General features: G+C 57.9%; 21 protein-coding genes. 11 read left to right on the top strand and 10 right to left on the bottom strand.

Features of this window, described 5'->3' with window-relative positions:
• Positions 1 to 9 precede the first annotated feature (9 nt).
• Together tig and OS189_RS02100 are read right to left on the bottom strand one after the other, a co-directional pair.
• Positions 10 to 1,341 (bottom strand): trigger factor, encoded by a 1,332-nt coding sequence (gene tig, locus OS189_RS02105; protein WP_267165622.1) that lies wholly within the window; start codon positions 1,339 to 1,341, stop codon positions 10 to 12.
• A gap of 121 nt (positions 1,342 to 1,462) precedes the next feature.
• Entirely contained in the window at positions 1,463 to 1,750 is a 288-nt protein-coding gene (locus tag OS189_RS02100; RefSeq protein WP_267165621.1) for a DUF2312 domain-containing protein, read from the bottom strand.
• A 36-nt stretch (positions 1,751 to 1,786) separates the two neighbouring features.
• Between OS189_RS02100 and OS189_RS02095 the strand changes: the two genes are divergently transcribed.
• Together OS189_RS02095 and OS189_RS02090 are read left to right on the top strand one after the other, a co-directional pair.
• Positions 1,787 to 2,122 (top strand): hypothetical protein, encoded by a 336-nt coding sequence (locus tag OS189_RS02095; RefSeq protein ID WP_416237436.1) that lies wholly within the window; start codon positions 1,787 to 1,789, stop codon positions 2,120 to 2,122.
• 124 nt (positions 2,123 to 2,246) lie between these two features.
• Positions 2,247 to 2,669: a protein tyrosine phosphatase family protein gene (locus tag OS189_RS02090; protein WP_267165620.1), complete on the top strand. Its 423-nt coding sequence runs from the start codon at positions 2,247 to 2,249 to the stop codon at positions 2,667 to 2,669.
• A 50-nt stretch (positions 2,670 to 2,719) separates the two neighbouring features.
• On the opposite strand, the gene OS189_RS02085 is transcribed toward OS189_RS02090, so the two are convergent.
• The 5 genes from OS189_RS02085 to OS189_RS02065 all read right to left on the bottom strand — a co-directional run bounded on the left by OS189_RS02085 (position 2,720) and on the right by OS189_RS02065 (position 8,765).
• Positions 2,720 to 3,871, bottom strand: a complete 1,152-nt coding sequence (locus tag OS189_RS02085) for a FliM/FliN family flagellar motor C-terminal domain-containing protein (RefSeq protein ID WP_267165619.1) — start codon at positions 3,869 to 3,871, stop codon at positions 2,720 to 2,722.
• A 98-nt stretch (positions 3,872 to 3,969) separates the two neighbouring features.
• On the bottom strand, positions 3,970 to 6,684 hold the full coding sequence (locus tag OS189_RS02080; protein ID WP_267165618.1) for an ATP-binding protein: 2,715 nt from the start codon (positions 6,682 to 6,684) through the stop codon (positions 3,970 to 3,972).
• Positions 6,684 to 6,965, bottom strand: coding sequence for a hypothetical protein (locus OS189_RS02075; RefSeq protein ID WP_267165617.1), 282 nt, complete (start codon positions 6,963 to 6,965; stop codon positions 6,684 to 6,686). Before OS189_RS02075 ends, OS189_RS02080 begins: the two co-directional genes overlap by 1 nt.
• Positions 6,965 to 7,342 (bottom strand): response regulator transcription factor, encoded by a 378-nt coding sequence (locus OS189_RS02070; RefSeq protein ID WP_267165616.1) that lies wholly within the window; start codon positions 7,340 to 7,342, stop codon positions 6,965 to 6,967. Before OS189_RS02070 ends, OS189_RS02075 begins: the two co-directional genes overlap by 1 nt.
• Before the next feature lie 124 nt (positions 7,343 to 7,466).
• On the bottom strand, positions 7,467 to 8,765 hold the full coding sequence (locus tag OS189_RS02065) for a helix-turn-helix domain-containing protein (protein ID WP_267165615.1): 1,299 nt from the start codon (positions 8,763 to 8,765) through the stop codon (positions 7,467 to 7,469).
• Positions 8,766 to 9,001: 236 nt separating this feature from the next.
• Between OS189_RS02065 and OS189_RS02060 the strand changes: the two genes are divergently transcribed.
• The 6 genes from OS189_RS02060 to OS189_RS02035 all read left to right on the top strand — a co-directional run bounded on the left by OS189_RS02060 (position 9,002) and on the right by OS189_RS02035 (position 15,737).
• Entirely contained in the window at positions 9,002 to 10,366 is a 1,365-nt protein-coding gene (locus OS189_RS02060) for a substrate-binding protein (protein WP_267165614.1), read from the top strand.
• Between the two features lie 136 nt (positions 10,367 to 10,502).
• Positions 10,503 to 11,534, top strand: coding sequence for a branched-chain amino acid ABC transporter permease (locus OS189_RS02055; protein ID WP_267165613.1), 1,032 nt, complete (start codon positions 10,503 to 10,505; stop codon positions 11,532 to 11,534).
• Positions 11,535 to 11,537: 3 nt separating this feature from the next.
• Positions 11,538 to 12,737 (top strand): branched-chain amino acid ABC transporter permease, encoded by a 1,200-nt coding sequence (locus OS189_RS02050; RefSeq protein ID WP_267165612.1) that lies wholly within the window; start codon positions 11,538 to 11,540, stop codon positions 12,735 to 12,737.
• 12 nt (positions 12,738 to 12,749) lie between these two features.
• Positions 12,750 to 13,511, top strand: a complete 762-nt coding sequence (locus OS189_RS02045; RefSeq protein ID WP_267165611.1) for an ABC transporter ATP-binding protein — start codon at positions 12,750 to 12,752, stop codon at positions 13,509 to 13,511.
• A 38-nt stretch (positions 13,512 to 13,549) separates the two neighbouring features.
• The gene (locus tag OS189_RS02040) at positions 13,550 to 14,302 is read left to right on the top strand and encodes an ABC transporter ATP-binding protein (RefSeq protein ID WP_267165610.1); all 753 of its coding nucleotides are present in this window, start codon (positions 13,550 to 13,552) and stop codon (positions 14,300 to 14,302) included.
• A gap of 181 nt (positions 14,303 to 14,483) precedes the next feature.
• Positions 14,484 to 15,737: a calcium-binding protein gene (locus tag OS189_RS02035; protein ID WP_267165609.1), complete on the top strand. Its 1,254-nt coding sequence runs from the start codon at positions 14,484 to 14,486 to the stop codon at positions 15,735 to 15,737.
• A 21-nt stretch (positions 15,738 to 15,758) separates the two neighbouring features.
• Here OS189_RS02035 and OS189_RS02030 read toward each other — a convergent pair whose 3' ends face one another.
• The gene (locus tag OS189_RS02030; protein WP_267165608.1) at positions 15,759 to 17,267 is read right to left on the bottom strand and encodes a class I adenylate-forming enzyme family protein; all 1,509 of its coding nucleotides are present in this window, start codon (positions 17,265 to 17,267) and stop codon (positions 15,759 to 15,761) included.
• Positions 17,268 to 17,391: 124 nt separating this feature from the next.
• Here OS189_RS02030 and accB point away from each other — a divergent pair, with 124 nt between their 5' ends.
• From accB to aat, 3 genes are read left to right on the top strand one after another with little or no spacing between them, the layout of a single operon-like run.
• The gene (gene accB, locus OS189_RS02025; protein WP_267165607.1) at positions 17,392 to 17,886 is read left to right on the top strand and encodes an acetyl-CoA carboxylase biotin carboxyl carrier protein; all 495 of its coding nucleotides are present in this window, start codon (positions 17,392 to 17,394) and stop codon (positions 17,884 to 17,886) included.
• Positions 17,887 to 17,899: 13 nt separating this feature from the next.
• The gene (gene accC, locus OS189_RS02020; protein ID WP_267165606.1) at positions 17,900 to 19,252 is read left to right on the top strand and encodes an acetyl-CoA carboxylase biotin carboxylase subunit; all 1,353 of its coding nucleotides are present in this window, start codon (positions 17,900 to 17,902) and stop codon (positions 19,250 to 19,252) included.
• Between the two features lie 5 nt (positions 19,253 to 19,257).
• Entirely contained in the window at positions 19,258 to 19,893 is a 636-nt protein-coding gene (gene aat, locus OS189_RS02015) for a leucyl/phenylalanyl-tRNA--protein transferase (protein WP_267165605.1), read from the top strand.
• Here aat and OS189_RS02010 read toward each other — a convergent pair.
• Both OS189_RS02010 and OS189_RS02005 read right to left on the bottom strand, forming a co-directional pair.
• A complete protein-coding gene (locus tag OS189_RS02010) occupies positions 19,857 to 20,210 on the bottom strand; it encodes a DUF2155 domain-containing protein (RefSeq protein WP_267165604.1) in 354 nt (117 codons plus the stop codon). The two genes, aat and OS189_RS02010, sit on opposite strands and share 37 nt — an antisense overlap.
• On the bottom strand, positions 20,210 to 20,593 hold the full coding sequence (locus tag OS189_RS02005; protein ID WP_267165603.1) for an NADH:ubiquinone oxidoreductase subunit NDUFA12: 384 nt from the start codon (positions 20,591 to 20,593) through the stop codon (positions 20,210 to 20,212). The genes OS189_RS02010 and OS189_RS02005 overlap by 1 nt, the downstream gene beginning before the upstream one ends.
• Between the last annotated feature and the right edge of the window lie 24 nt (positions 20,594 to 20,617).

Genomic DNA, 20,617 nt, shown 5'->3' with positions numbered 1-20,617 from the left:
TGAAAAGATTTACTCTTCTTCCAGCGCCTCAACGGCCTTTTGCAGATCATCCTTGGAGACTTCTTTCTCCGTGATGGTTGCCTGCTCGAACACGTGATCCACGACCTTGTCTTCAAAGATCGGCGCGCGCATCTGCTGCTGCATTTGCTGGTTCTGCTGAACAAACTCAAAGAACTGGCGTTCCTGACCAGGGTATTGGCGCGCCTGATTCATGATCGCTTGCGTCATCTCAGCGTCTGTCACTTCCACCTCAGCCTTCTGGCCAAGTTCGGCCAACAGCAGGCCCAGACGCACACGGCGGGTTGCCAACTTCTTGTGCTCGTCCGTAGTTTCGATCTCGGGGTGGTCGTGGCCCTGAACATCGGGGTTTTCCTCATGCCACAACTGGTGGGCAATCTGACCGGCTTCGGCGTCCAGCAATGAAGGCGGCAGATCGAAATCAACCATCTTGTCCAGCGCATCAAGCAAACCGCGCTTCATCACCGCGCGTGATGCGCCTGCATACTCCGCTTCCAGACGCTCGCCGATCTGCACTTTCAACGCGGCAAGGTCTTCGGCACCGAACTTTGTTGCCATTTCGTCGTTGATCTCGGCTGCAACAGGCTCTTTCACTTCTTTGATGGTGCAAGAGAATACAGCCTCTTTGCCCTTCAGATGTTCTGCCTGATAATCTTCGGGGAAGCTGACTGTCACGTCCTTTTCCTCGTCCGCCTTCACACCGACCAGTTGCTCTTCAAAGCCGGGGATGAAGGAGTTCGAGCCCAGAACCAGAGGGTAATCTTCGGCCGAACCACCCTCAAACGCTTCGCCGTCAACCTTGCCGACAAAATCCATGACAACCTGATCGCCGTCTTTGGCTTTCGAACCCTTCTTCCGGGCTTTGAAATCCTGTGCGGTTTCGGCCAGCGACGCGAGTGCTTCGTCAATTGCCGCATCGTCCGCCTTGACGACCATTTTTTCCAGCTTGATGCCGGACAGGTCAAGTTCGGGAATCTCGGGCAATGCCTCATAGGTCATTTCGACCTCGACATCGTCGCCCTCTTTCCAGTCTTCGTTGGTCATTTTTACGTCGGGCTGCATCGCAGGACGATCGCCGGATTTTTCAAAATGCTCGTTCATGGCGCCATCGATGGCTTCCTGCATCGCTTCGCCCATAACACGCTGGCCGAATTGCTTTTTCAGCAGCGCCATCGGCACTTTACCTTTACGGAATCCCTTCATCTCGACGTCGGGCTGCGCTTCTTTCAGCTTCTCGTTCACCTTTGCGTCCAGCTCGTCTGCTGTCAGGGTGATGTTATAGCCGCGTTTCAGACCTTCGTTCAGCGTCTCTTTGACCTGCATGTGTGCTCCATAGCGTTTGGCCGCACATACCTGCGCGGAGAGAAAATTTGTGCTCTTCTAGGGGGGCGAAGGCAAACGTGCAAGCACCCTTTCGCCATGTCCCCGTTGCAATTTGCGCAGACTACATGCCCAGCGCTTCTTTATACATGTCCAACACCGCTTCTTCCTCGGCAATGTCGTCGGGTTCGCGCTTGCGCAGGGCAATCACCTTGCGCAGCACTTTGGTGTCGTAGCCGCGGGATTTGGCCTCTGCCATCACTTCTTTCTGCTGCTCGGCAAGGTCTTTCTTTTCAGCGTCCAAACGCTCGATCCGCTCTACAAATTGACGCAGTTCGTTGGCAGTCACCTTATAGGTTGCATCACCGATCGCGTCCTCGGCGGGGGCGGGATTTGTGCTGAATTCGCTCATTGGGGGCTCCTTGGACTGTTCGCGCAGGCGCGCGCGATGTCTGTTGTTGTGATGCGCCTAGCTAACCTGCCCCCTACCGCCCCGCAAGGTGCTCTTGCCGCTGCGCGCGGATTATCCTATCGGGGGGATATGGAACAACAAACGACATCATCGCTTTTTAACGCAATCATCTGGGGCGGCACTGCGCTTTCGGTTCTGGGCCTTCTGGGGCTGGTCTATTGCATCATTCGCGTCAGCCGTGCCAAACGCGCGGGTCTGGATGATGCGGCGATGCGGGACGAGTTGAAAAAAGTGGTGCCATTCAATCTCGGAGCGCTGTTTTTGTCAGTGATCGGGCTGATGGCCGTGATTATCGGCATCTTTCTTTCCTGATCCAGCCCTGCGTTGAGCGAGCAGGACTGGCGCGCGCGTGTGGTTCGGGATCACGGTGAATCTGCGCGATAAAGCAGCGCGGCGCCGCTGGACAGGGCCGCAGTGGCCAAGTACATATGCCCGCATGGATATCAGACAACTTACCCCCCGCTATTTTGTTGGGCCGCAAATCGCGCCCGACCAGATGAACGCTCTCAAAGAGGCCGGCATCACCCGCATCCTGTGCAACCGCCCAGACGAAGAAGTACCGGCAGAGCTAAGTGCGCAATCCCTGCAAGCCGCAGCGCAAGCCGCCGGTCTGGAATTTGCCGTGCAGCCGCTGACACATTCCACGATGACGGAAGAAAATGTCGCGCGAAACCGTGCGTTGGGCGCGGATCAAGACGGTGTGACCTTTGCGTATTGCGCCTCAGGCACACGTTCGTGCATCGCGTGGGCTTTGGGTCAGGCCGGCAAGCAATCTGCCGACGAAATCATCGCAGCCGGAAAATCGGCCGGTTATGATCTGGAGAACCTTCGGCCCTATCTGGAACAGCACGCGGCCTGATTAGCCCAGGGGTCGCAAACATATCCCGTAGTGTTTACTTTTCCACGAGTTCACCAGACCGAGCGTTTGAGGCTCCCTTCGTGTTCCGGCTCCTCCGTCTGTGTCATGCGGGCATCCGCAGCTTCTGCGGCATCTTCCATATCGGGCATTTCAGGCAGATCATCCATATCGCCGAAAATATCCACGTCCGACAAACGCGGCAGGGAGGCGGCATCGGACGGCACAGTGTCTTGCACAGACACCGGTGCGGTGACATCGGGCAGGTCCAGTTCTTCGCGATCTGCTGCGCGCCTGCGGGGCTGCGTGTAATGCTTGCCTTTTTGCTGCTCCACCTGCACGGCCCGTTTTCCATCTATCTGGCCCAGTGTTCCGCGGCTCAATATTTTTCCGGTTTGGTCCAGTACCAATGACTGCGCCATGCTGGACAGTTGCAAATCCAGCAAATCACCGGCCTTGAACCCGACAATTTTCTGGATCGGCATTTTCAGACGGGTCAGCGCAATAGTCAGCTCTGCCTTCAGGCCCAAGACGTTCTTTTCCAGATTCCTGCCTTGTTCGGCAACTACCGGCGCATCTGATTCCACATCAGTTGGGGGTATGACGCGCGCAGCTTCCGGCAGGATCAGGGACAGCTTGCCGACACGCGCGCCCGCTGCCAGATCGAGCGTCATTTCAACCAGTTCGTAAGCTTGGGCATCCAGTGCCAATTGCGCCTGTCGGGGCTGCTTGGCCCATACGCCAAAGCGGTATCCTTGAAGCAGGTCCCGATCCGATTCCTCTTCCGGCAAGGCGGATGCCCGCACAAGTAACGCTTCGATAAATGGTGCGCAAAGTGCTGCATCGGTCGCAGTGTGGCGGCGGTCTTGCGCGCCTTCGGGCGCGGGCATCACCTTGCCCATGGTTTGCTGCTGGATCAGGCCGGTAACAAGTACCGGTTCCAACATGGCCGCAGCCGCCTGCCCCGCCGGGCCATCCATCAACAACGTCAGATTTTCCGCGGCAATCTGCGCAGCAACATCAATTGCCGCCAAGGGTTTGCGTGTGACACTAAGAACGCCTACCGCCAATCCTATCAAACGGTCCGCCTCTCTTGCGGCGGTCAAGCGCAGGGCGCGCCCCAGCGACATTGCGCGCGCGGCATGTGCCTCGCTCCCCGTGCGCGCCTTGCGCTGCAACAGTGATGCCGCCTGTTCCACGCTCATTAGTGCTGCCCCTCCTCGCGCCACAAATCCAGTGCCTGCGTCTCTATGCAGGATGGAGATCTGCCTTCTGTGGTATCGCTGAATGGTTACCAGTGTATTTATATAAGCAACATTCGCGGCAATTCCTTGCCGGCGTGACCACTACTCAGGCGCACCTCGAACCGGCCGCCCTTTTCCAGCGGCACATAGCTGATCGCACCGCCGAGTCGCGTCACAATCTCGCGGCAAATCGCAAGGCCAAGGCCCGCGCCATCCCCTTCACCACGGCCGAGCCGTACGAATTTTTCAAAAACAACCGTTTCGCCGTCCGCCGGAATGCCACTGCCGTTGTCGGTGAAGGCTACGATCACGTTCTCGGCCTCGCGGCGCACGGCAATATCCAGCTCAGGTTCGGCAGCATCACAATACTTCAGCGCGTTGCTCACCAGATTGATGAACACCTGAGCAAGGCGGTCCCCGTCTGTGACCAGCGTCACGTCCTCGTTCGCAACCTGCCGGCGAATGTCGAATTCTCTGGCAGAACTCGCCTGCGCGGTTGTAACCGCCTGTTCCAGGATATCGTGCAGATTGACCGTCTTGCAATTCAGCGATACCTGCCCGCCTTCCAGCACCGCCAGATCCAGCAGATCATCCAACAGCCGCGTCAGGCGGATTGTCTCGCTATGGATGATCGAGGCATAGCGGGTTTTGTCCACATCACTCAGGTCCGCCATATCGCGCAAAATTTCTGAAAAAGATCGGATCGACGTCATCGGTGTGCGTAATTCATGACTGATCTGGGTTAGGAAGCTGTCTTTAAGTAAGGAAAGCTGCGTCAGTTTTTCGTTCGCACGGCTTAATTCATGCGCTGTCTCGGCCAACTGACGGGATTTCAGTTCAAGCTTGCTTGAATACTCCAGAATTTGGGCGGATTCGTCCGCCACAGCCATCAGTTCCTCAACCGAAATAGCCTGCCCGCCGATGATCTGGCCGATCATCGCATTCGCCGTTGCCGCCCCGACAGAAGCGGCAAGTTCCCGCTCCAGCGCCTGCACAAACTCCGGTGTTGGTGCGGGGGATCTGCCGACACGACCCTGTTGCAGTGCCTGATCGCGAAAGAACGCCTGCGCCTCGGGCGCGCCCAGAATACGCTGTGACATGATCATCAGGTCTTCGGCCTCGCCCTCGGATGCAGACCAGCCACGCGCGTGCCGCGAAGACCGGTCAAAGACGTTTACAAACTGCGCGCCTTGCAGACGTTCCAGCGGCGTGGGGAAGCTGAAAATAGAGACCGTGATAAACAGTAATGTATTCAATGACAGGCTCCACCAGACGGCATGAACCGTCGGGTCCAGCCCCGTGATCCCGAACAGCGCCCTTGGGCGCAGCTGCGACACCCCGAAAAGCCCCTGTTCGAACACAGCCGCCGGAAGTGCCCCGTCGGGGCCAAAGCTGGGCAGCAGCATCGTGTACATCCACACCACAAAACCGGCAGCCAGCCCTGCCACAGCACCGGTGCGCGTGGCACCGCGCCAGAAAATACCGCCCAGCAATGCGGGTAAGAACTGTGCAACACCGCCGAACGAGATCAGACCAATCGCCGCCAGCGCGCCGGACCCGCCGGAGGCGCGATAGTAGAGATACCCCAGCGAGATAATCAGCAGGATCGAAAGCCGCCGCGCGCGGATCACCACAGCACGCACATCGCCCGATTGCTGCGCCCCGCGCGCGCTGAGCTGTAGCCATAGCGGCATGACGATATGGTTCGACATCATCGTGCTCAACGCCAGTGTTGCGACAATCACCATTGAGGTTGCCGACGAAAAGCCGCCCAGAAATACCAGCATCGCCAAACCGCTTTGCCCCTGACTGAGCGGGATCGTCAGGACGTACAGATCGGGGTTTGCACCAGTCGGCATCAGTTCAAGGCCGATAACGGCAATTGGCACAACAAAAAGACTGATCGCCAGCAGGTAGATCGGGAAAGCCCAGCTAGCGATTTGCAGGTGTCGCTCGTCCTCGTTCTCGACAACCAGAACCTGAAACATACGCGGCAGGCAGACAAAAGCGGCAGCTGACAACACGATCAGCGCGCTCCAGCGTCCGCCGCCTGTTTGCCATGTGCCGATCGGCGAGGCGTCTATACGCGAGATTGTATCGGCCAGCCCGCCAGCTACGCCCCAGACCACAAACGCCCCGACCGCCAGCAACGCCACCAGTTTGACCACCGCCTCCACAGCGACAGCAATCACAACCCCGTGGTGGCGTTCGTTTGCATTCAGGTTTCGCGTGCCAAATACCAGCGTAAACACCGCCAGCCCCGCCGCGACCCAAAAGGCCGCGTAATCGTTCAGATCACCGCTTTGCATACTGCTGACATCATCAGCGGCAAAGATTGAAACAGACAGTGTGACCGATTGCAGTTGCAGCGCGATATAAGGGGTCACGCCGATTACCGCCATCGCGGTTACCATCACCGCCAGCAGGTTTGATTTGCCAAATCGCGCTGAAATAAGATCGGCCACCGAGGTGACGCGCTGCGCGCGGCCGATGCGTACCAGGCGGCGCAGCACCCACCACCAGCCGATCATCACCAGCGTCGGACCCAGATAAATCGTTACGTATTCCAGTCCCGAGCGCGCCGCATAACCAACCGCGCCATAAAATGTCCATGCCGTGCAATAGATCGACAGCGACAGCGTATAAACCAACGGCGAGCGCAACAGCCACCCACCGCGCCCTCGCAAGGCCGCGCGCTCTGCCAGAAAGGCGACCAGAAACAACCCCGCCACGTAGATTAGGCAGACCGCAATCAGCAGGTTAAGCGTGACCATCAGCTGCGCGGCTCTGTCTGGCGGGCTTCGTCCGCGTCATCGCGGCTGCGGATGCGGTGCCACAAACCGGCTGTGGCCACGATCCCCACCGCCCAGACGATGAAGACATATCCGATCGCATGGGAAAGGGACGTGGGCTCGCTTTGTTCTGTCCCGTTCGGCCACATCATGGGTACGATCATCCAAAGTACCGCACAAAGCAGCGGCAGTATGCGCACTGCATCCATCATCCGGCGACGGCGATAGCTTTGACGCTCCAGAAACAGCGGCGTCTTTGCCATCAGTCTACGCGCCCCTGAGTAAGTTCGCGAACAGCCGCCAGCATTTCATTGTTGGCAAATGGTTTCGTCATAAACCGGCTTGCACCTGCCTGCATCGCCATTTCGCGGTCGCGCGCCTGTCCCCGCGCGGTCAGCATCAGCACCGGCAAGTCTGCAAGAGCGGAATCAGCACGCAGTTCGGCCAGAATCTCAAAACCGGTTTTTCCCGGCAGCATGACATCCAGTATCACAAGATCAGGTCCGGCCGCCCGGATCACTTCGGCGGCATTGCCACCGTTGGCCAACGTTTCAACACGCCACCCTTCACGACCCAGCAAAAAGCGTATTGCCTCCGCGATGTTGGTTTCATCCTCTACCAGCACGACATGTTTGCCCATGCGAGCCTTCTCCCCCCAGCCTTATCTACGATGCCGTGTTGTGTTTCTCCCCCACAGCACAGGCAATATAGCGCGCACGATGCACCCATCCGGCAGGCGTGTCAAAATCAATAGGGCCCGCCCCCTACCTGTCGACCTTCATGATCGAGGGTTCGCGCCGCGCCGAGCAACTCTCCTGCGGACATATCCGGCAAGTCGCGCCAACCGCGCGAACGGTTTCGCTTGTATCCCCCGCAGGCGCAGGCAGCAACAGCATCACCCCTCTGGCCAGTGCTGGTGTATTATAGGCCGACACTGTCGATACTTCGGCGGTGGCAAAGGCATCGAATTGCACCTGCCCCCGCCCCAGTTGCCCGATCCGTTCACGCAGCACCGTCCCCGGTGCACCGAGGGCCGCAAACAGCGGCCAAAGCGGGCAACAACTGTCATAGCGGGGCACCGAAAACCCGTCAGCGGATTTGCGGAAAATTACCGTGCCCGAGCGGTCACACACCACCAGACCGGCGCCCAGTTCAGGCAATGCCGCCAAACGGCGCAACATCAGGCCAACCGGCACGGAAAAATGGTGCGCAAGTGTAACCGGTTCAACGGGCTGTGACAAAAGCGCGTCTTCCAACGCGCGGATCGGCAGCGCGCGTGCATCCTGCTGGGTCTGGTCCAGCACATTTTGAAGAATGAATCGTGCCGCCTCAGACATTTCTGCACCATCGTCCGCCACCAATTCGGCCACTGTTGTCGTGCCGCCCCCTGATTCAAGCTCCGGAAAGCGGAAATTATGCGCCTCAAGGTATTGTTCTACTTCCTCTTGGGGCGCGTTCCCGGCGGCCACCGGCCCCTTGGCCTGCTCAAGATAACGCACGAAGGTCTGCGCACTTCGGGCAAGACGGTCACTGTCTGAATCCAGATTCGCGTGGAAACGATCCTGCCATTCGCGCTCCAGCGTGTCATCTCCCGCCAAAATTTCCGCCGTGGACCTGACAGCCGCCGCTGTGGTCAGCAATTCGTGAACCGACTCTGCCAGATGCGGGTCATGCGCCATCCGGTCGCTTAATGTCTCAACGGTGCGTTCCAGCGCGGCCACTCGGCGCTGGCTGACGGCGAGTGCCTCTGCCCATCCGGGAAAGCGGCCTGCAAATGCCTCGGCGTGGCTTGCGTCTTCTGCTGACAAGTTCGCGGCCAGCGCGGCTTCCTCCAGTATCCCCATCAAACCCGCCTCGGCGCCTTCGGTCAGGGCCTGCGGCTCTACCTCCAATGCAGCGGCGATGTTCAACAACAACTTGCCGCCGATTCTGCGGCGATTATGTTCGATCAGGTTCAGATAACTTGGCGATATACCGATACTCTGGGCAAGGTCCGCCTGTTTTAGCCCCTGCATAACACGCCGCTCGCGGATGCGGCTGCCTGTCAAGCTTTCAGACTCCACAGGGAAAGCATTCAAGAATAACAAAAAGTATCAGAGGCTTTCTGCGCTGCAACATCACTTAATTTACACCTTCGTAAAGTTCATTGTTCAGTTATTTACAAACCTATCGCAGCAATCAAGGCCCTTGTTGCGAAAACCCCTGCCCGCCCACGATAGTGACACAGCACGTAACCCGTGCCAGCGCCAACGCCCCATAGAAGAGCGTGGCCGCTGTTTAACACTTTCGGGAGGACATCATGTCAATCTTCAATCCGACACGTCGCAGTCTGATCCAAACCGGCGTTGTGGCCGGTGCCGGTCTGGCGCTGCCAACCTACCTGCGCGCCGATGCGCATTCTGGATTCACCAACGCCCCACAGGGCGACACCGTTACGCTGGGCTTCAACGTCCCGCAATCCGGCCCCTACGCAGACGAGGGCGCGGACGAGCTGCGCGCGTTTGAACTGGCGGTCGAGCATCTGAACGGCGAAGGCGATGGCGGTATGCTGTCTACTTTCAGCTCAAAGGTGCTGGATGGCACGGGCATCATGGGCAAAAAGGTTCAGTTCGTCACCGGCGATACGCAGACGAAATCAGACGCCGCACGCGCCTCTGCCAAGTCGATGATCGAAAAAGACGGCGCCGTGATGATCTCCGGTGGCTCCTCCTCCGGTGTGGCTGTGGCTGTGCAGGCGCTGTGCCAAGAGGCCGGCATTATCTTTATGGCGGGTCTGACCCACTCCAACGACACAACGGGCAAAGATAAGCGCGCCAACGGCTTCCGCCATTTCTTCAACTCCTACATGTCCGGCGCGGCCCTTGCGCCGATCTTGGCCAACGAATACGGCAAGGATCGCAAGGCCTATCACCTGACGGCTGATTACAACTGGGGTTACACCACAGAAGAGGCTGTTCGCTCCTCAACCGAGGCGATGGGTTGGGAAACTGTCAACGCGGTAAAAACGCCACTGACAGCGACCGATTTCTCGTCCTACATCGCGCCTGTTCTGCAATCCGGTGCCGATGTTCTGGTTCTGAACCACTACGGCGGCAACATGGTCAACTCGCTGACGAATGCGGTGCAGTTCGGCCTGCGCGACCAATCTGTCAACGGCAAGAAGTTCGAAATCGTTGTGCCGCTCTACTCCGAGCTTATGGCGCGCGGTGCAGGTGCCAACATCAAGGGCATCATCGGTTCGCAGAACTGGGACTGGACGCTGGAAGACAAGCTGGGCGAGCGTTACAAAGGGACAAACGCCTTCGTAAAATCCTTCGGTACAAAATACGGCTTCCCGCCGTCACAGGCGGCGCACACCTGCTATGTTCAAACGCTGCTCTATGCTGATGCGGTCACACGTGGCAAATCGTTCAACCCGTGCTCCGTTGCAGAAGCACTTGCAGGGTTCGAGTTTGACGGGCTGGGCAACGGCCCGACCCTCTACCGCGCCGATGATCACCAGTGCTTTAAGGACGTTGTGGTTGTGAAGGGTAAAGAGAACCCCGAGAACCAGTACGATCTGGTGGAAATCGTCGAAGTGACACCTGCCGAGCAGGTTACCTATGCACCCGACCACCCGCAGTTTGCCGGCGGCTCACTGGGTACATGTAACGCAGGCGCATAACAGCCAGACGGCTATGCAGGGCGGGCCGATACGCCTGCCCTGCATCCCTTTTTCTACAACAGACAGATCACAGATTCGCAGACCGCCCCGACCAGTGAAGTCGGGCGCGCAGCAGTTGTGACAGATGGGACCGACCATGGACGCAATTCTACTTCAAATTCTCAACGGCCTCGACAAAGGGTCAGCCTATGCGCTGATCGCCCTTGGTCTGACGCTGATTTTCGGCACCCTTGGTGTGGTCAACTTTGCCCACGGTGCCCTGTTCATGATCGGCGCGTTTTGTGCCGTGACCTTTAGCAACCTTCTGACACTCAGCCATAAGGCAAGCGAGCCGTCGGGAACCGATTTTCTGGGCAACCCGAAGTTCGATGACGTGCTGTATATTCAGGAATGGTTCGGCGAAGCCGCGGGGGCGTGGATGGTCGACTGGGCCGTGCCGTTGTCGATCCTGTTTGCCATACCCGTTATGATCCTCATCGGCTTTGTGATGGAGCGGGGGCTGATCAAGCATTTCTATCACCGTCCACACGCCGACCAGATCCTTGTGACATTCGGTCTGGCGATTGTGCTGCAGGAAGTGATCAAATATTACTACGGCGCAAACCCGATCCCCACACCCGCGCCGGCCGCATTTGCCGGATCGTTCGATTTTGGTGCGATGCTGGGATTTGAACCCAATACCATCATCTATCCCTACTGGCGGCTGGTCTATTTCGCCTTTTCGGCAGTGATCATCGGCGCTGTGTTTGCCTTCTTGCAATTCACCACCTTCGGTATGGTGGTGCGCGCGGGCATGGCGGATCGTGAAACCGTAGGCCTGCTCGGCATCAACATCGACAAGCGCTTTACCATTATGTTCGGGATTGCCGCGGCTGTCGCGGGTCTGGCGGGTGTGATGTATGCGCCCATCAACTCGCCCAACTATCACATGGGCATGGATTTTCTGGTGCTCAGCTTTGTTGTGGTTGTCGTCGGCGGCATGGGCTCCCTTCCCGGTGCGGTGCTGGCCGGTTTCCTGCTGGGCATTCTGGAGAGCTTTGCCTCCATGGCGGTTGTGCTGGAGTTCATTCCCGGCATCAACCAGATCATTATTTATCTCGTTGCGATCATCATTTTGCTGACGCGCCCCCGTGGCCTGATGGGCCGTGCCGGCGTGATGGAGGACTAAACCATGCTTGGACTAACAAAACGTGACGCCGGGCTGCTGGTTGTTGTTGCAATTCTCGCGCTGTTTGCGCCCTTTATCCTCAACCCCTTCCCCGAAGGCTCTGCTATGGCGCAGTTCAACGCGGGCTATCCCGATCTGATGCAGCGTCTGGTGATTTTTGGCATCTTTGCCATCGGGTTCAACATCCTGTTCGGCCTCACCGGATACCTCAGCTTTGGCCATGCCGCGTTTCTGGGTGTCGGCTCCTATGCTGCGATCTGGATGATGAAGCTGCTCACCATGAACGTGGTGCCTGCGATCATCGTGTCGGTGATCGTGGCGGGGCTGTTCTCTCTTGTGGTGGGGTGGATATCGCTACGCCGCTCGGGCATCTACTTCTCGATCCTGACGCTGGCCTTTGCCCAGATGTCATATGCGTTGGCCTATTCCGTTCTCACGCCCATCACGGGCGGCGAGACAGGCCTTCAGCCAAAATACACCGATCCACGTATCCTTGACGGCGCGCTGGAAGCCGGCCAATCGCCACGTGCCAACCTGTTTGGTCTGGATATGAAGGCGACGACTGAATGGAACGTAGGCGACTGGATATTCACCTTCAACGCGGGCTACTACATCGCGGCGATCATCATGCTGATCGCGTTCTACCTGTCGATCCGCATTTTCCGCTCGCCCTTCGGGATGATGCTGCGGGCGGTGAAATCGAACCAGCAGCGGATGAACTATACCGGCCTGAACTCCAAACCCTACACATTGGCGGCATTTGTCATCTCGGGCATGTATGCGGGGCTGGCGGGCGGCCTGCTGGTGGCGATGGATACGCAAGTCGGAGCCGAACGGATGTTCTGGACCGCATCGGGTGAGGTTGTCCTGATGACCATCCTCGGCGGTGCCGGCACGTTGATCGGGCCAGTACTGGGTGCCGGATTCATCAAATATATGGAAAACATTGTATCCAAAATAAACAAAGGTGTTCTGGAACAGTGGTTTGCCTTCATGCCGGACGGCATCGAAGATCTGCTGATCACGCTGGTCTATCCGTTCGTCGGAAAGGGCTGGCACCTGACACTGGGCCTGCTGTTCATGTTGGTTGTGATCTTCCTGCCCGGTGGTCTGGTCGAAGGTGGTCAACGCATCGGCAACCTGTTCCGCCGCAAGAAAGCCGATCCCGAAACGCCATCCGGCAAAACCACACCTGCCGAATAAGGAGCGCACGACATGGGTATTCTTGAAGTCAAAAACGTGAACAAGCGCTTCGGCGGGTTGCAGGCATTGGGGGACGTGAACCTCTCTGTCGCCGAAAACACCGTGCATGCGATCATCGGCCCGAACGGGGCCGGTAAATCCACCCTGCTCAACTGTCTGGTGGGCAAGCTGATCCCCGATACAGGATCCGTCATGTTTGACGGGCAATCGGTGCTGGGGCGCAAGCCTTATGAAATCAACCAGATGGGCATTTCCCGCGTGTTCCAGACGCCTGAAATCTTCGGCGATCTGAGCGTCATGGAAAACATGCTGATCCCGTGTTTTGCAAAACGCGATGGCGGTTTCAGCCTGCATGCCATCGGCAGCATCGACAGTGAAAGGGATGTGATCGAAAAGGCAAAACAGATGCTGGTCGATATGAAGCTTTATGACAAACGCGAGATGCAGGCATCGTCGATGTCGCGCGGCGACAAGCGGCGTCTGGAAATTGCCATGTGCCTGTCACAAGAGCCGCGCCTGCTGTTGCTGGACGAACCCACCGCCGGCATGGCGCGGGCAGATACCAACAACACCATCGACCTGCTCAAGCAGATCAAGGAAGAGCGTGATATCACCATCGCCATTATCGAACACGATATGCATGTGGTGTTTTCACTGGCCGACCGGATTACCGTGCTGGCCCAAGGCACCCCGCTGGTCGAGGACACGCCCGACAAGATCAAGGGCCATCCGAAAGTCAAAGAAGCCTATCTGGGCGAGACTCAGGCCGTTTAACCGCGCGCCCTCCCCTCGCATCCAAAAGGACACATCACATGAACACACAAACCTTTAACAAAAACGCCAATCACGCGGCGACCGCCCCTGCTTTTCTGTCGGTCTGGGACATTCACGCTTCCTACGGCGAAAGCTATATTGTGCAAGGCGTCAGCTTTAACGTACACGAAGGCGAAATCCTCGCCCTACTGGGGCGCAACGGTGCGGGCAAAACATCAACCCTGCGCACCATCGCGCAAATCGGTGATCCGGAACTGACACACGGCGAAGTCTGGCTGGATCACAAACCCCTGCACCTGATGAAAAGCTATGAAGCGGCCGCCGCAGGTCTGGCGCTGGTCCCCGAAGACCGCCGCATCATCTCGGGCCTTACGGTAGAAGAAAACCTGAAACTTGCGCAGATCGCCCCGCCTATCGGCTGGTCGCTGGAGCGGGTGTACGAGCTGTTCCCGCGTCTGGGAGAGCGTAGAAAGCAGGAAGGCACCACCCTGTCGGGCGGCGAGCAGCAGATGCTAGCGATTGCCCGTGCCCTGTGCCGCGACATCAAGGTATTGCTGCTGGACGAACCCTACGAAGGGCTGGCGCCCGTCATCGTGGACGAGATTGAAAAGACGCTTTCGATCATCAAGGCCCAGGGCATCACCACCATTCTGGTTGAACAAAACGCCGTGCGCGCCCTGAAACTGGCGGATCGTGCGGTGATTCTGGATACCGGCGGTGTGGTCTTTGACGGCAGCGCCCAAGAGGTGCTGGAGAACGAGGCATTGCGCGCGGAATACTTGGCCATCTGATTCGACCTGCCCAAAAATTGACACAGAAATGCCCCGCTTTTGCGGGGTTTTTCATGGGTTCGCGGACCAGTCCGGCTCGTCCACCGCCTTTGTTCATCCAGTGGAAACAAAAACAGAATTTACTATGTCGTTGAAAAAATAAGGCGTAAATGTGGCCATACTTTTTCCTGGGGATGAACGAATGCCAATTATATTCAATGAAGAAACCAACGGCTACGAAGGCGAAAATTTCAGCACACAAACGCTCGCCGGTTTCGACTTTTCTGTCTTTGGCGGTGCGATTACCAACAGCGGAGCAATTGCCGGAACCCTAAGCGCAAATAGCGACGCGGGAATTGAAGTATCCAACGTGTTGGGCGGAGAAATTACCAAAGTGGCCGGCACACCGTTTGCCGTATCCCTGCTCGGTAATGGCGGGCGCAATTTTTCAAATGACGGCGATATTTTTGGCGACGCGCGTTTTGGAAATGGTTGGGACAGTTTTTTCAACAGCGGTCTGATCGAGGGGAAACTGATATTGGGCAGCGGCAACGATTTGCTGGTCAACCAGATCATCCCCGGCATCGATGGCGGCCCTGTAACGGTTGGCACAATCACGGGCGGCGTTTTTATGGGTGACGGAAATGACACCGTGCTGAACACCGGTATCCTGAATGATGTTTTTCTGGGGGCTGGCAACGACACCTATTCTGTTGGCGGCACCTTCGATAACGGCCTGTTCGCAGTGGGCGTTGCAGGGAATATACACGGCGGCGACGGTGATGATGAAATTACTGGTGGCGATGCCGATGACCGCTTCTTCGGTGGGGCCGATAATGACACCATCGAAGGCCGCGCAGGCCGCGACCAGCTGTTCGGTCAGAGTGGCGATGACAGTTTATTCGGCGGTCAGGGCAACGATAAAATCTTCGGCGGCGACGGTGACGACTTCATCGACGGCGGCAGCCAGAACGACGTGCTTTATGGTTCATCCGGAAATGACGTAATCTATGCCGGACAGGGTAACGACAAGCTGATGGGCGGCATCGGCGACGATGACCTTTTTGGCGGGTCGGGCAATGATCGTCTGGTTGGCAACGCAGGCTCTGACACGCTGGAAGGTGGTGCAGGGCACGACACCATGTTTGGCGGCACGGGCGCGGATGTGTTTGTGTTCTCGGGCTATTCCGGCCGCGATGACATTCGCGACTTCAGCGAAGGCGACCGTATTGATATCTATGGTCCGGGCTGGGGCAGCATCAGCTATGCCGATTTGATTGCGAACACCAGCTTTACCGGCGATCACGCGGTGATCGACCTCAGCGCGCTGTTTAACGGCACGACGGACGGCACCATCATAGACCGCGGTTCGATCCTGACGGTTCGCAATGTTACAGCCGGGGATCTTGATGAAGATGCCTTCAACCTGATCAACGACTTCTACGAAATTGGTTAAATCGACGCCATACCACCTGCCCTACGGGGCGGGTGGCTGTCCGTGCGGGTCGGCCAACTGCTTGCGCAGTTCTGTTTTCAAAACCTTCCCGTAGTTGTTTTTTGGCAGTGCATCCAGCCGGATATACCGTTTGGGCCGCTTGAAGCGCGCGATGTTTTCCAGACACAGCGCATCCAGTGCATCGTCCGGCGCATCGCCGACGACAAAAGCAACAATCTCCTCGCCCCACTCTGCGTGGGGGGTTCCGACCACCGACACCTCTTGCAGTTGCGGATGACGCAGCAACACTTCCTCCACCTCGCGGGGATAAACATTTGATCCACCGGTGATGATCACATCTTTCGAGCGGTCTTGCAGCGTCAGGTATTCCGCAGCATCCAGATGGCCGATGTCACCGGTCATAAGCCAGCCGTTCAGCAGTGTCTTGGCGCTTGCTTCGGGGTTGTTCCAGTATCCCGGCATCACAGGTGCGCCGCGCACCATGATTTCGCCCGCCTGCCCTGCGGGCAGCGGCATGCCGTTTTCATCACCGATCTGCACCTCCACCACCGATTGCGCCCGCCCGACAGAGCCAAGGCGCTGCCGCCAATCGGGATGCGTCCGGTCTGCAACATCGGCGCGTGACAGCGCGGTAATTGCCATTGGGCATTCGCCCTGCCCATAGATCTGCACGAATACAGGTCCGAAATGATCGACCGCCGCAATGATGTCGGCGGTGTACATCGGCCCGCCTGCATAAACGATAGTGCGCAAACCCGTGCCGCTGCGCTGCGCGACAACAGCGCCATCTGTCAGACGTTTAACCATCGTCGGGGCGGCAAACATGTGGCAACGGCCCAACTCCTCTGCCAGGTCAAGGATTTCCGGCACATCGAAACCGCCCGAGGTTGGAAAAACGTGGCGCGCGCCCGCCAGAACGTGAATAAAGTTATACAATCCCGCCCCATGGCTGAACGGTGCCGCATAGAGCGCCGCATCCTCGCCCGTTACACTGTCGACATCGATACTGTAGCTCAGCGTCATTGCCTGAATCATTTCATGGGTGATCATCACCCCCTTGGGCGCGCCTGTGGTGCCGGAAGTATAGAACAACCACGCCAGATCGTCGGGACGGCGGTGAACAATCTCCTGCGCGTCCTCTCCCAACAACGCGCGGGGCGGCGCGCACCGGCAGGGCGCATTTTCAGCCTCCAGCGCCGATTCATGGCGCGCATCGGTCAGGCAGAGGACGGCACCACTGTCGGCCAGAACGAACGCCGCTTCGCGTCCGTGTAACTTGGCGTTGACCGGCACCACCGCCGCGCCGGCATAAAGAATACCGTAGAGGGCCAGCACCCAATCGGGGTGGTTGTCCATAAAGATGCCCACACGGTCCCCGCACGACACTCCGCGCGCTGTCAGCCCTGCGGCAATCCGGCAGGCATCGGCATGAAACGTGCCATAGTCGCTGACGGCTTTCGCACCGTGAAACAACGCCGCTTTTTGGGGCTGTGCTGTTGCGCGCCGTGCCAGCCAGTGTGCGATGTTCATTGCGGAACCTCCATTTTCGTCAACCCGGTGTTAAAGTCGCGCCTTTCCTTGCCACTGTCCATGCCATATAAGCCCCCTCAAAGAGCATGGTAAAACCGCCCCTTCGCAATGGTCGAGGAATTTTATGACTAAAAATACACATGACGCCGACGTCGCATTTATCCGCGCTTTGGCAGAACTTCTGAACGAAAATGATCTGACGGAATTGCAGGTCAAACGCGACTATGCAGAGGACGATAGCCTGAATGTGCGTGTGTCCCGCAAGCCGCCGCAACAGATCATGGCACCACAGGCAATGCAGGCTGCTCCTGCGCCAGCAGCATCCATCGCGGCCCCTGCTGCTGCAGCCCCATCCGAAGCGGCAAACGCCGATCCTTCCGCCGATCCCGGCGCCGTGACCTCCCCCATGGTTGGCACTGTTTATACAGCCCCCGAACCGGGTGCAGCCGCATTTGTCGCTGTCGGGACGCAGGTTTCCGAAGGGGATACGCTGCTGATTGTGGAAGCCATGAAAACCATGAACCACATACCCGCACCACGCGCAGGCACAGTAAAACGTATTCTGGTCGAAGACGGGGCCGCCGTCGAATTCGGCTCCCCGCTTGTGATCCTCGAATAAGGAGGGTCAGCCCGTGTTCAAGAAAATCCTTATCGCCAATCGCGGTGAAATTGCGCTGCGTGTTATCCGTGCCGCGCGCGAAATGGGCATTGCATCTGTTGCTGTCCACTCGACCGCCGACAGTGACGCGATGCATGTGCGTATGGCAGACGAAAGCGTATGCATCGGGCCGCCGTCCTCGCAGCAATCTTACCTGTCTATCCCCGCCATTGTGGCCGCCTGTGAAATCACCGGTGCCGAGGCGATCCACCCAGGCTACGGCTTTTTGTCGGAAAATGCCGGTTTTGTGCAGATTCTCGAAGATCACGGCCTGACGTTTATCGGCCCCACAGCCGAACACATCCGCATCATGGGCGACAAGATTACCGCCAAGGATACCATGAAGGCGCTGGGTGTGCCCTGTGTTCCCGGCTCTGACGGGGGTGTCGCCACGCTGGATGACGCCAAGCGCATTGGTGAGGAAATCGGTTATCCGGTGATTATCAAAGCCACTGCCGGTGGTGGTGGCAAAGGCATGAAAGTTGCCCAGACCGCCAAAGACATGGAAAGAGCATATCAGACCGCGCGCGCCGAGGGGAAATCGAACTTTGGCAATGACGAAGTGTATATCGAGAAATATCTGACCACGCCGCGCCACATCGAAATTCAGGTGTTTGGTGATGGCAAGGGCCGCGCCGTGCATCTGGGTGAGCGGGACTGCTCGCTTCAGCGCCGCCACCAGAAGGTGTTCGAAGAAGCGCCCGGACCCTCCATCACTGCTGAAGAGCGTGCGCGCATCGGTAAGGTATGTGCCGATGCTGTGGCCAACATCAACTATATCGGCGCTGGCACCATCGAATTTCTGTATGAAAACGGTGAGTTCTATTTCATCGAGATGAACACGCGTTTGCAAGTGGAACACCCGGTCACCGAAGCGATCTTTGGCGTCGATCTGGTGCGTGAGCAGATCCGCGTCGCCGAGGGGCTGCCGATGTCGTTCACACAGGATGACCTGACCATCAACGGCCACGCCATCGAAGTGCGGATCAACGCGGAAAAACTGCCCAATTTCGCCCCCTGTCCCGGTAAGATCACGCAGTATCATGCGCCCGGCGGGCTTGGGGTGCGGATGGATAGCGCGCTTTATGACGGCTATAAAATTCCGCCCTACTACGACAGTCTGATCGGCAAGCTGATTGTGCATGGCCGTGACCGCCCCGAAGCGATTGCCCGTCTGAACCGCGCCCTTGGCGAGTTGATCGTGGACGGAGTGGATACAACCGTGCCGCTGTTCCACGCGCTGCTGCAAGAGGAAGACATCCACTCGGGCAACTACAATATCCACTGGCTTGAACATTGGCTGGAAACAAATCTCGGGGATGCCTGAGCCTCATGGGCGAACTGACACCGGAGCTTTTGCTGCACGGATATAGTGTCGGTATCTTCCCGATGAGCGAATCGAGGAACGATCCAGAGATTTTCTGGGTCGATCCGCACAGGCGCGGCGTACTGCCGCTTGACGGGTTTCACGCGTCCCGTTCACTGCGACGGGCCATGCGGCGCAGTGACTGGACCATCACAATCAATCGCAGTTTTGAAGGCGTGGTCGATGGCTGCGCCGACCGTGAAGATACTTGGATCAATGGCGAAATTCGCGCACTATACAACGCGCTGCACGCCTGCGGACAGGCACACTCTCTTGAGGTCTGGGAAAAGGATGCGCTGGTTGGCGGCGTTTATGGCGTGGTGCTGGGGGCGGCATTTTTCGGGGAAAGCATGTTCTCGCGGCGTACCAACGCCTCAAAAATCGCGCTGGCCTGTCTGGTGGATCGTCTGACGCAGGGCGGTTTCACCCTGTTTGACACCCAGTTCATCACCGATCATCTGGCATCACTGGGCGCGGTGGAGATCAGCCGCGCAGAATATCACTCAAGGCTCGCTGCTGCCAAAACGCAGCGCGCGTCCTTTACAGCAGCCGCCGATAGCTCACCTCAGGAGGTGATACAGCGCATCACCCAGATGTCATAGCGCTGATGTTCCATTGCGTTCAGCGCGGGTGCAGATGCAATCATCCAGCCGGTAAATACCGTGCCCGCATGCCCTGTTTCGGACACTTCTAATGCCGCAAATGCATCGCCAGAGGGGTTGCCCTGCGGATAGCGGCATTCGTTCAGAACGATCTGCAATCGCCCCAAGCTTGCGATTTGGCCGTTTCTCACGGTCAGATCGGTGGTTGTCCCTGAGGTTTTGTCCAGCGCGCGCAGCACAGCGCCCTGCCCGTTGCTTGTCGGCTCGGCCAGGGCGGTGGTGGCGCATAGGGCCATCATCAGGGCCAGTTTGCGCATCACTTGGGGCTCCACGCCTCATAATCGCTGCGATCTGCCGGATGTTCGCGACGGATTGACCCCGCAGGCGCATAGGCCAGAACCGTACCTGTCAGGTTTTCCTGATGCGGTTTCTGCCATTCCTTATGGATCAGCGGCTTTTCCGTCGGAGGGGCATCAAAGGTGCGGTGCAACCAGCCATGCCAGTCGGGATTAATACGGCTCGCCTCGATCTCGCCGTTAAAGATCACCCAGCGTTTGCTATCATCGGCATTGCGGTAATAAATGTTGCCCTGCGCATCCTCGCCCACTTTTTCACCTTTGCGCCACGTGAAAAACTGCGTGTTGAGCGTTTGACCGTTCCACCATGTGAACGCGCTCAGGATTTTGCTTACAATACCCATGGGAGACTCCTGCTATCTACTGTG

It is taken from the genome of Sulfitobacter sp. F26169L, assembly GCF_026410285.1.
Taxonomy (GTDB): Bacteria; Pseudomonadota; Alphaproteobacteria; order Rhodobacterales; family Rhodobacteraceae; genus Sulfitobacter.
This window is presented reverse-complemented; position numbering and strand designations above follow the sequence as displayed.

Excerpts from the sequence above, each read along its gene's own strand:
- OS189_RS02080 (WP_267165618.1), bottom strand. The coding sequence starts at position 6,684 with ATGGTCACGCTTAACCTGCTGATTGCGGTCTGCCTAATCTACGTGGCG.
- OS189_RS02055 (WP_267165613.1), top strand. The coding sequence starts at position 10,503 with ATGGACGCAATTCTACTTCAAATTCTCAACGGCCTCGACAAAGGGTCA.
- OS189_RS02100 (WP_267165621.1), bottom strand. The coding sequence starts at position 1,750 with ATGAGCGAATTCAGCACAAATCCCGCCCCCGCCGAGGACGCGATCGGT.
- OS189_RS02035 (WP_267165609.1), top strand. The coding sequence starts at position 14,484 with ATGCCAATTATATTCAATGAAGAAACCAACGGCTACGAAGGCGAAAAT.
- OS189_RS02005 (WP_267165603.1), bottom strand. The coding sequence starts at position 20,593 with ATGGGTATTGTAAGCAAAATCCTGAGCGCGTTCACATGGTGGAACGGT.
- OS189_RS02070 (WP_267165616.1), bottom strand. The coding sequence starts at position 7,342 with ATGGGCAAACATGTCGTGCTGGTAGAGGATGAAACCAACATCGCGGAG.
- OS189_RS02075 (WP_267165617.1), bottom strand. The coding sequence starts at position 6,965 with ATGGCAAAGACGCCGCTGTTTCTGGAGCGTCAAAGCTATCGCCGTCGC.
- OS189_RS02050 (WP_267165612.1), top strand. The coding sequence starts at position 11,538 with ATGCTTGGACTAACAAAACGTGACGCCGGGCTGCTGGTTGTTGTTGCA.
- tig (WP_267165622.1), bottom strand. The coding sequence starts at position 1,341 with ATGCAGGTCAAAGAGACGCTGAACGAAGGTCTGAAACGCGGCTATAAC.
- accB (WP_267165607.1), top strand. The coding sequence starts at position 17,392 with ATGACTAAAAATACACATGACGCCGACGTCGCATTTATCCGCGCTTTG.
- OS189_RS02040 (WP_267165610.1), top strand. The coding sequence starts at position 13,550 with ATGAACACACAAACCTTTAACAAAAACGCCAATCACGCGGCGACCGCC.
- aat (WP_267165605.1), top strand. The coding sequence starts at position 19,258 with ATGGGCGAACTGACACCGGAGCTTTTGCTGCACGGATATAGTGTCGGT.
- OS189_RS02060 (WP_267165614.1), top strand. The coding sequence starts at position 9,002 with ATGTCAATCTTCAATCCGACACGTCGCAGTCTGATCCAAACCGGCGTT.
- OS189_RS02030 (WP_267165608.1), bottom strand. The coding sequence starts at position 17,267 with ATGAACATCGCACACTGGCTGGCACGGCGCGCAACAGCACAGCCCCAA.
- OS189_RS02090 (WP_267165620.1), top strand. The coding sequence starts at position 2,247 with ATGGATATCAGACAACTTACCCCCCGCTATTTTGTTGGGCCGCAAATC.
- OS189_RS02085 (WP_267165619.1), bottom strand. The coding sequence starts at position 3,871 with ATGAGCGTGGAACAGGCGGCATCACTGTTGCAGCGCAAGGCGCGCACG.
- OS189_RS02010 (WP_267165604.1), bottom strand. The coding sequence starts at position 20,210 with ATGCGCAAACTGGCCCTGATGATGGCCCTATGCGCCACCACCGCCCTG.
- OS189_RS02045 (WP_267165611.1), top strand. The coding sequence starts at position 12,750 with ATGGGTATTCTTGAAGTCAAAAACGTGAACAAGCGCTTCGGCGGGTTG.
- OS189_RS02095 (WP_416237436.1), top strand. The coding sequence starts at position 1,787 with ATGTCTGTTGTTGTGATGCGCCTAGCTAACCTGCCCCCTACCGCCCCG.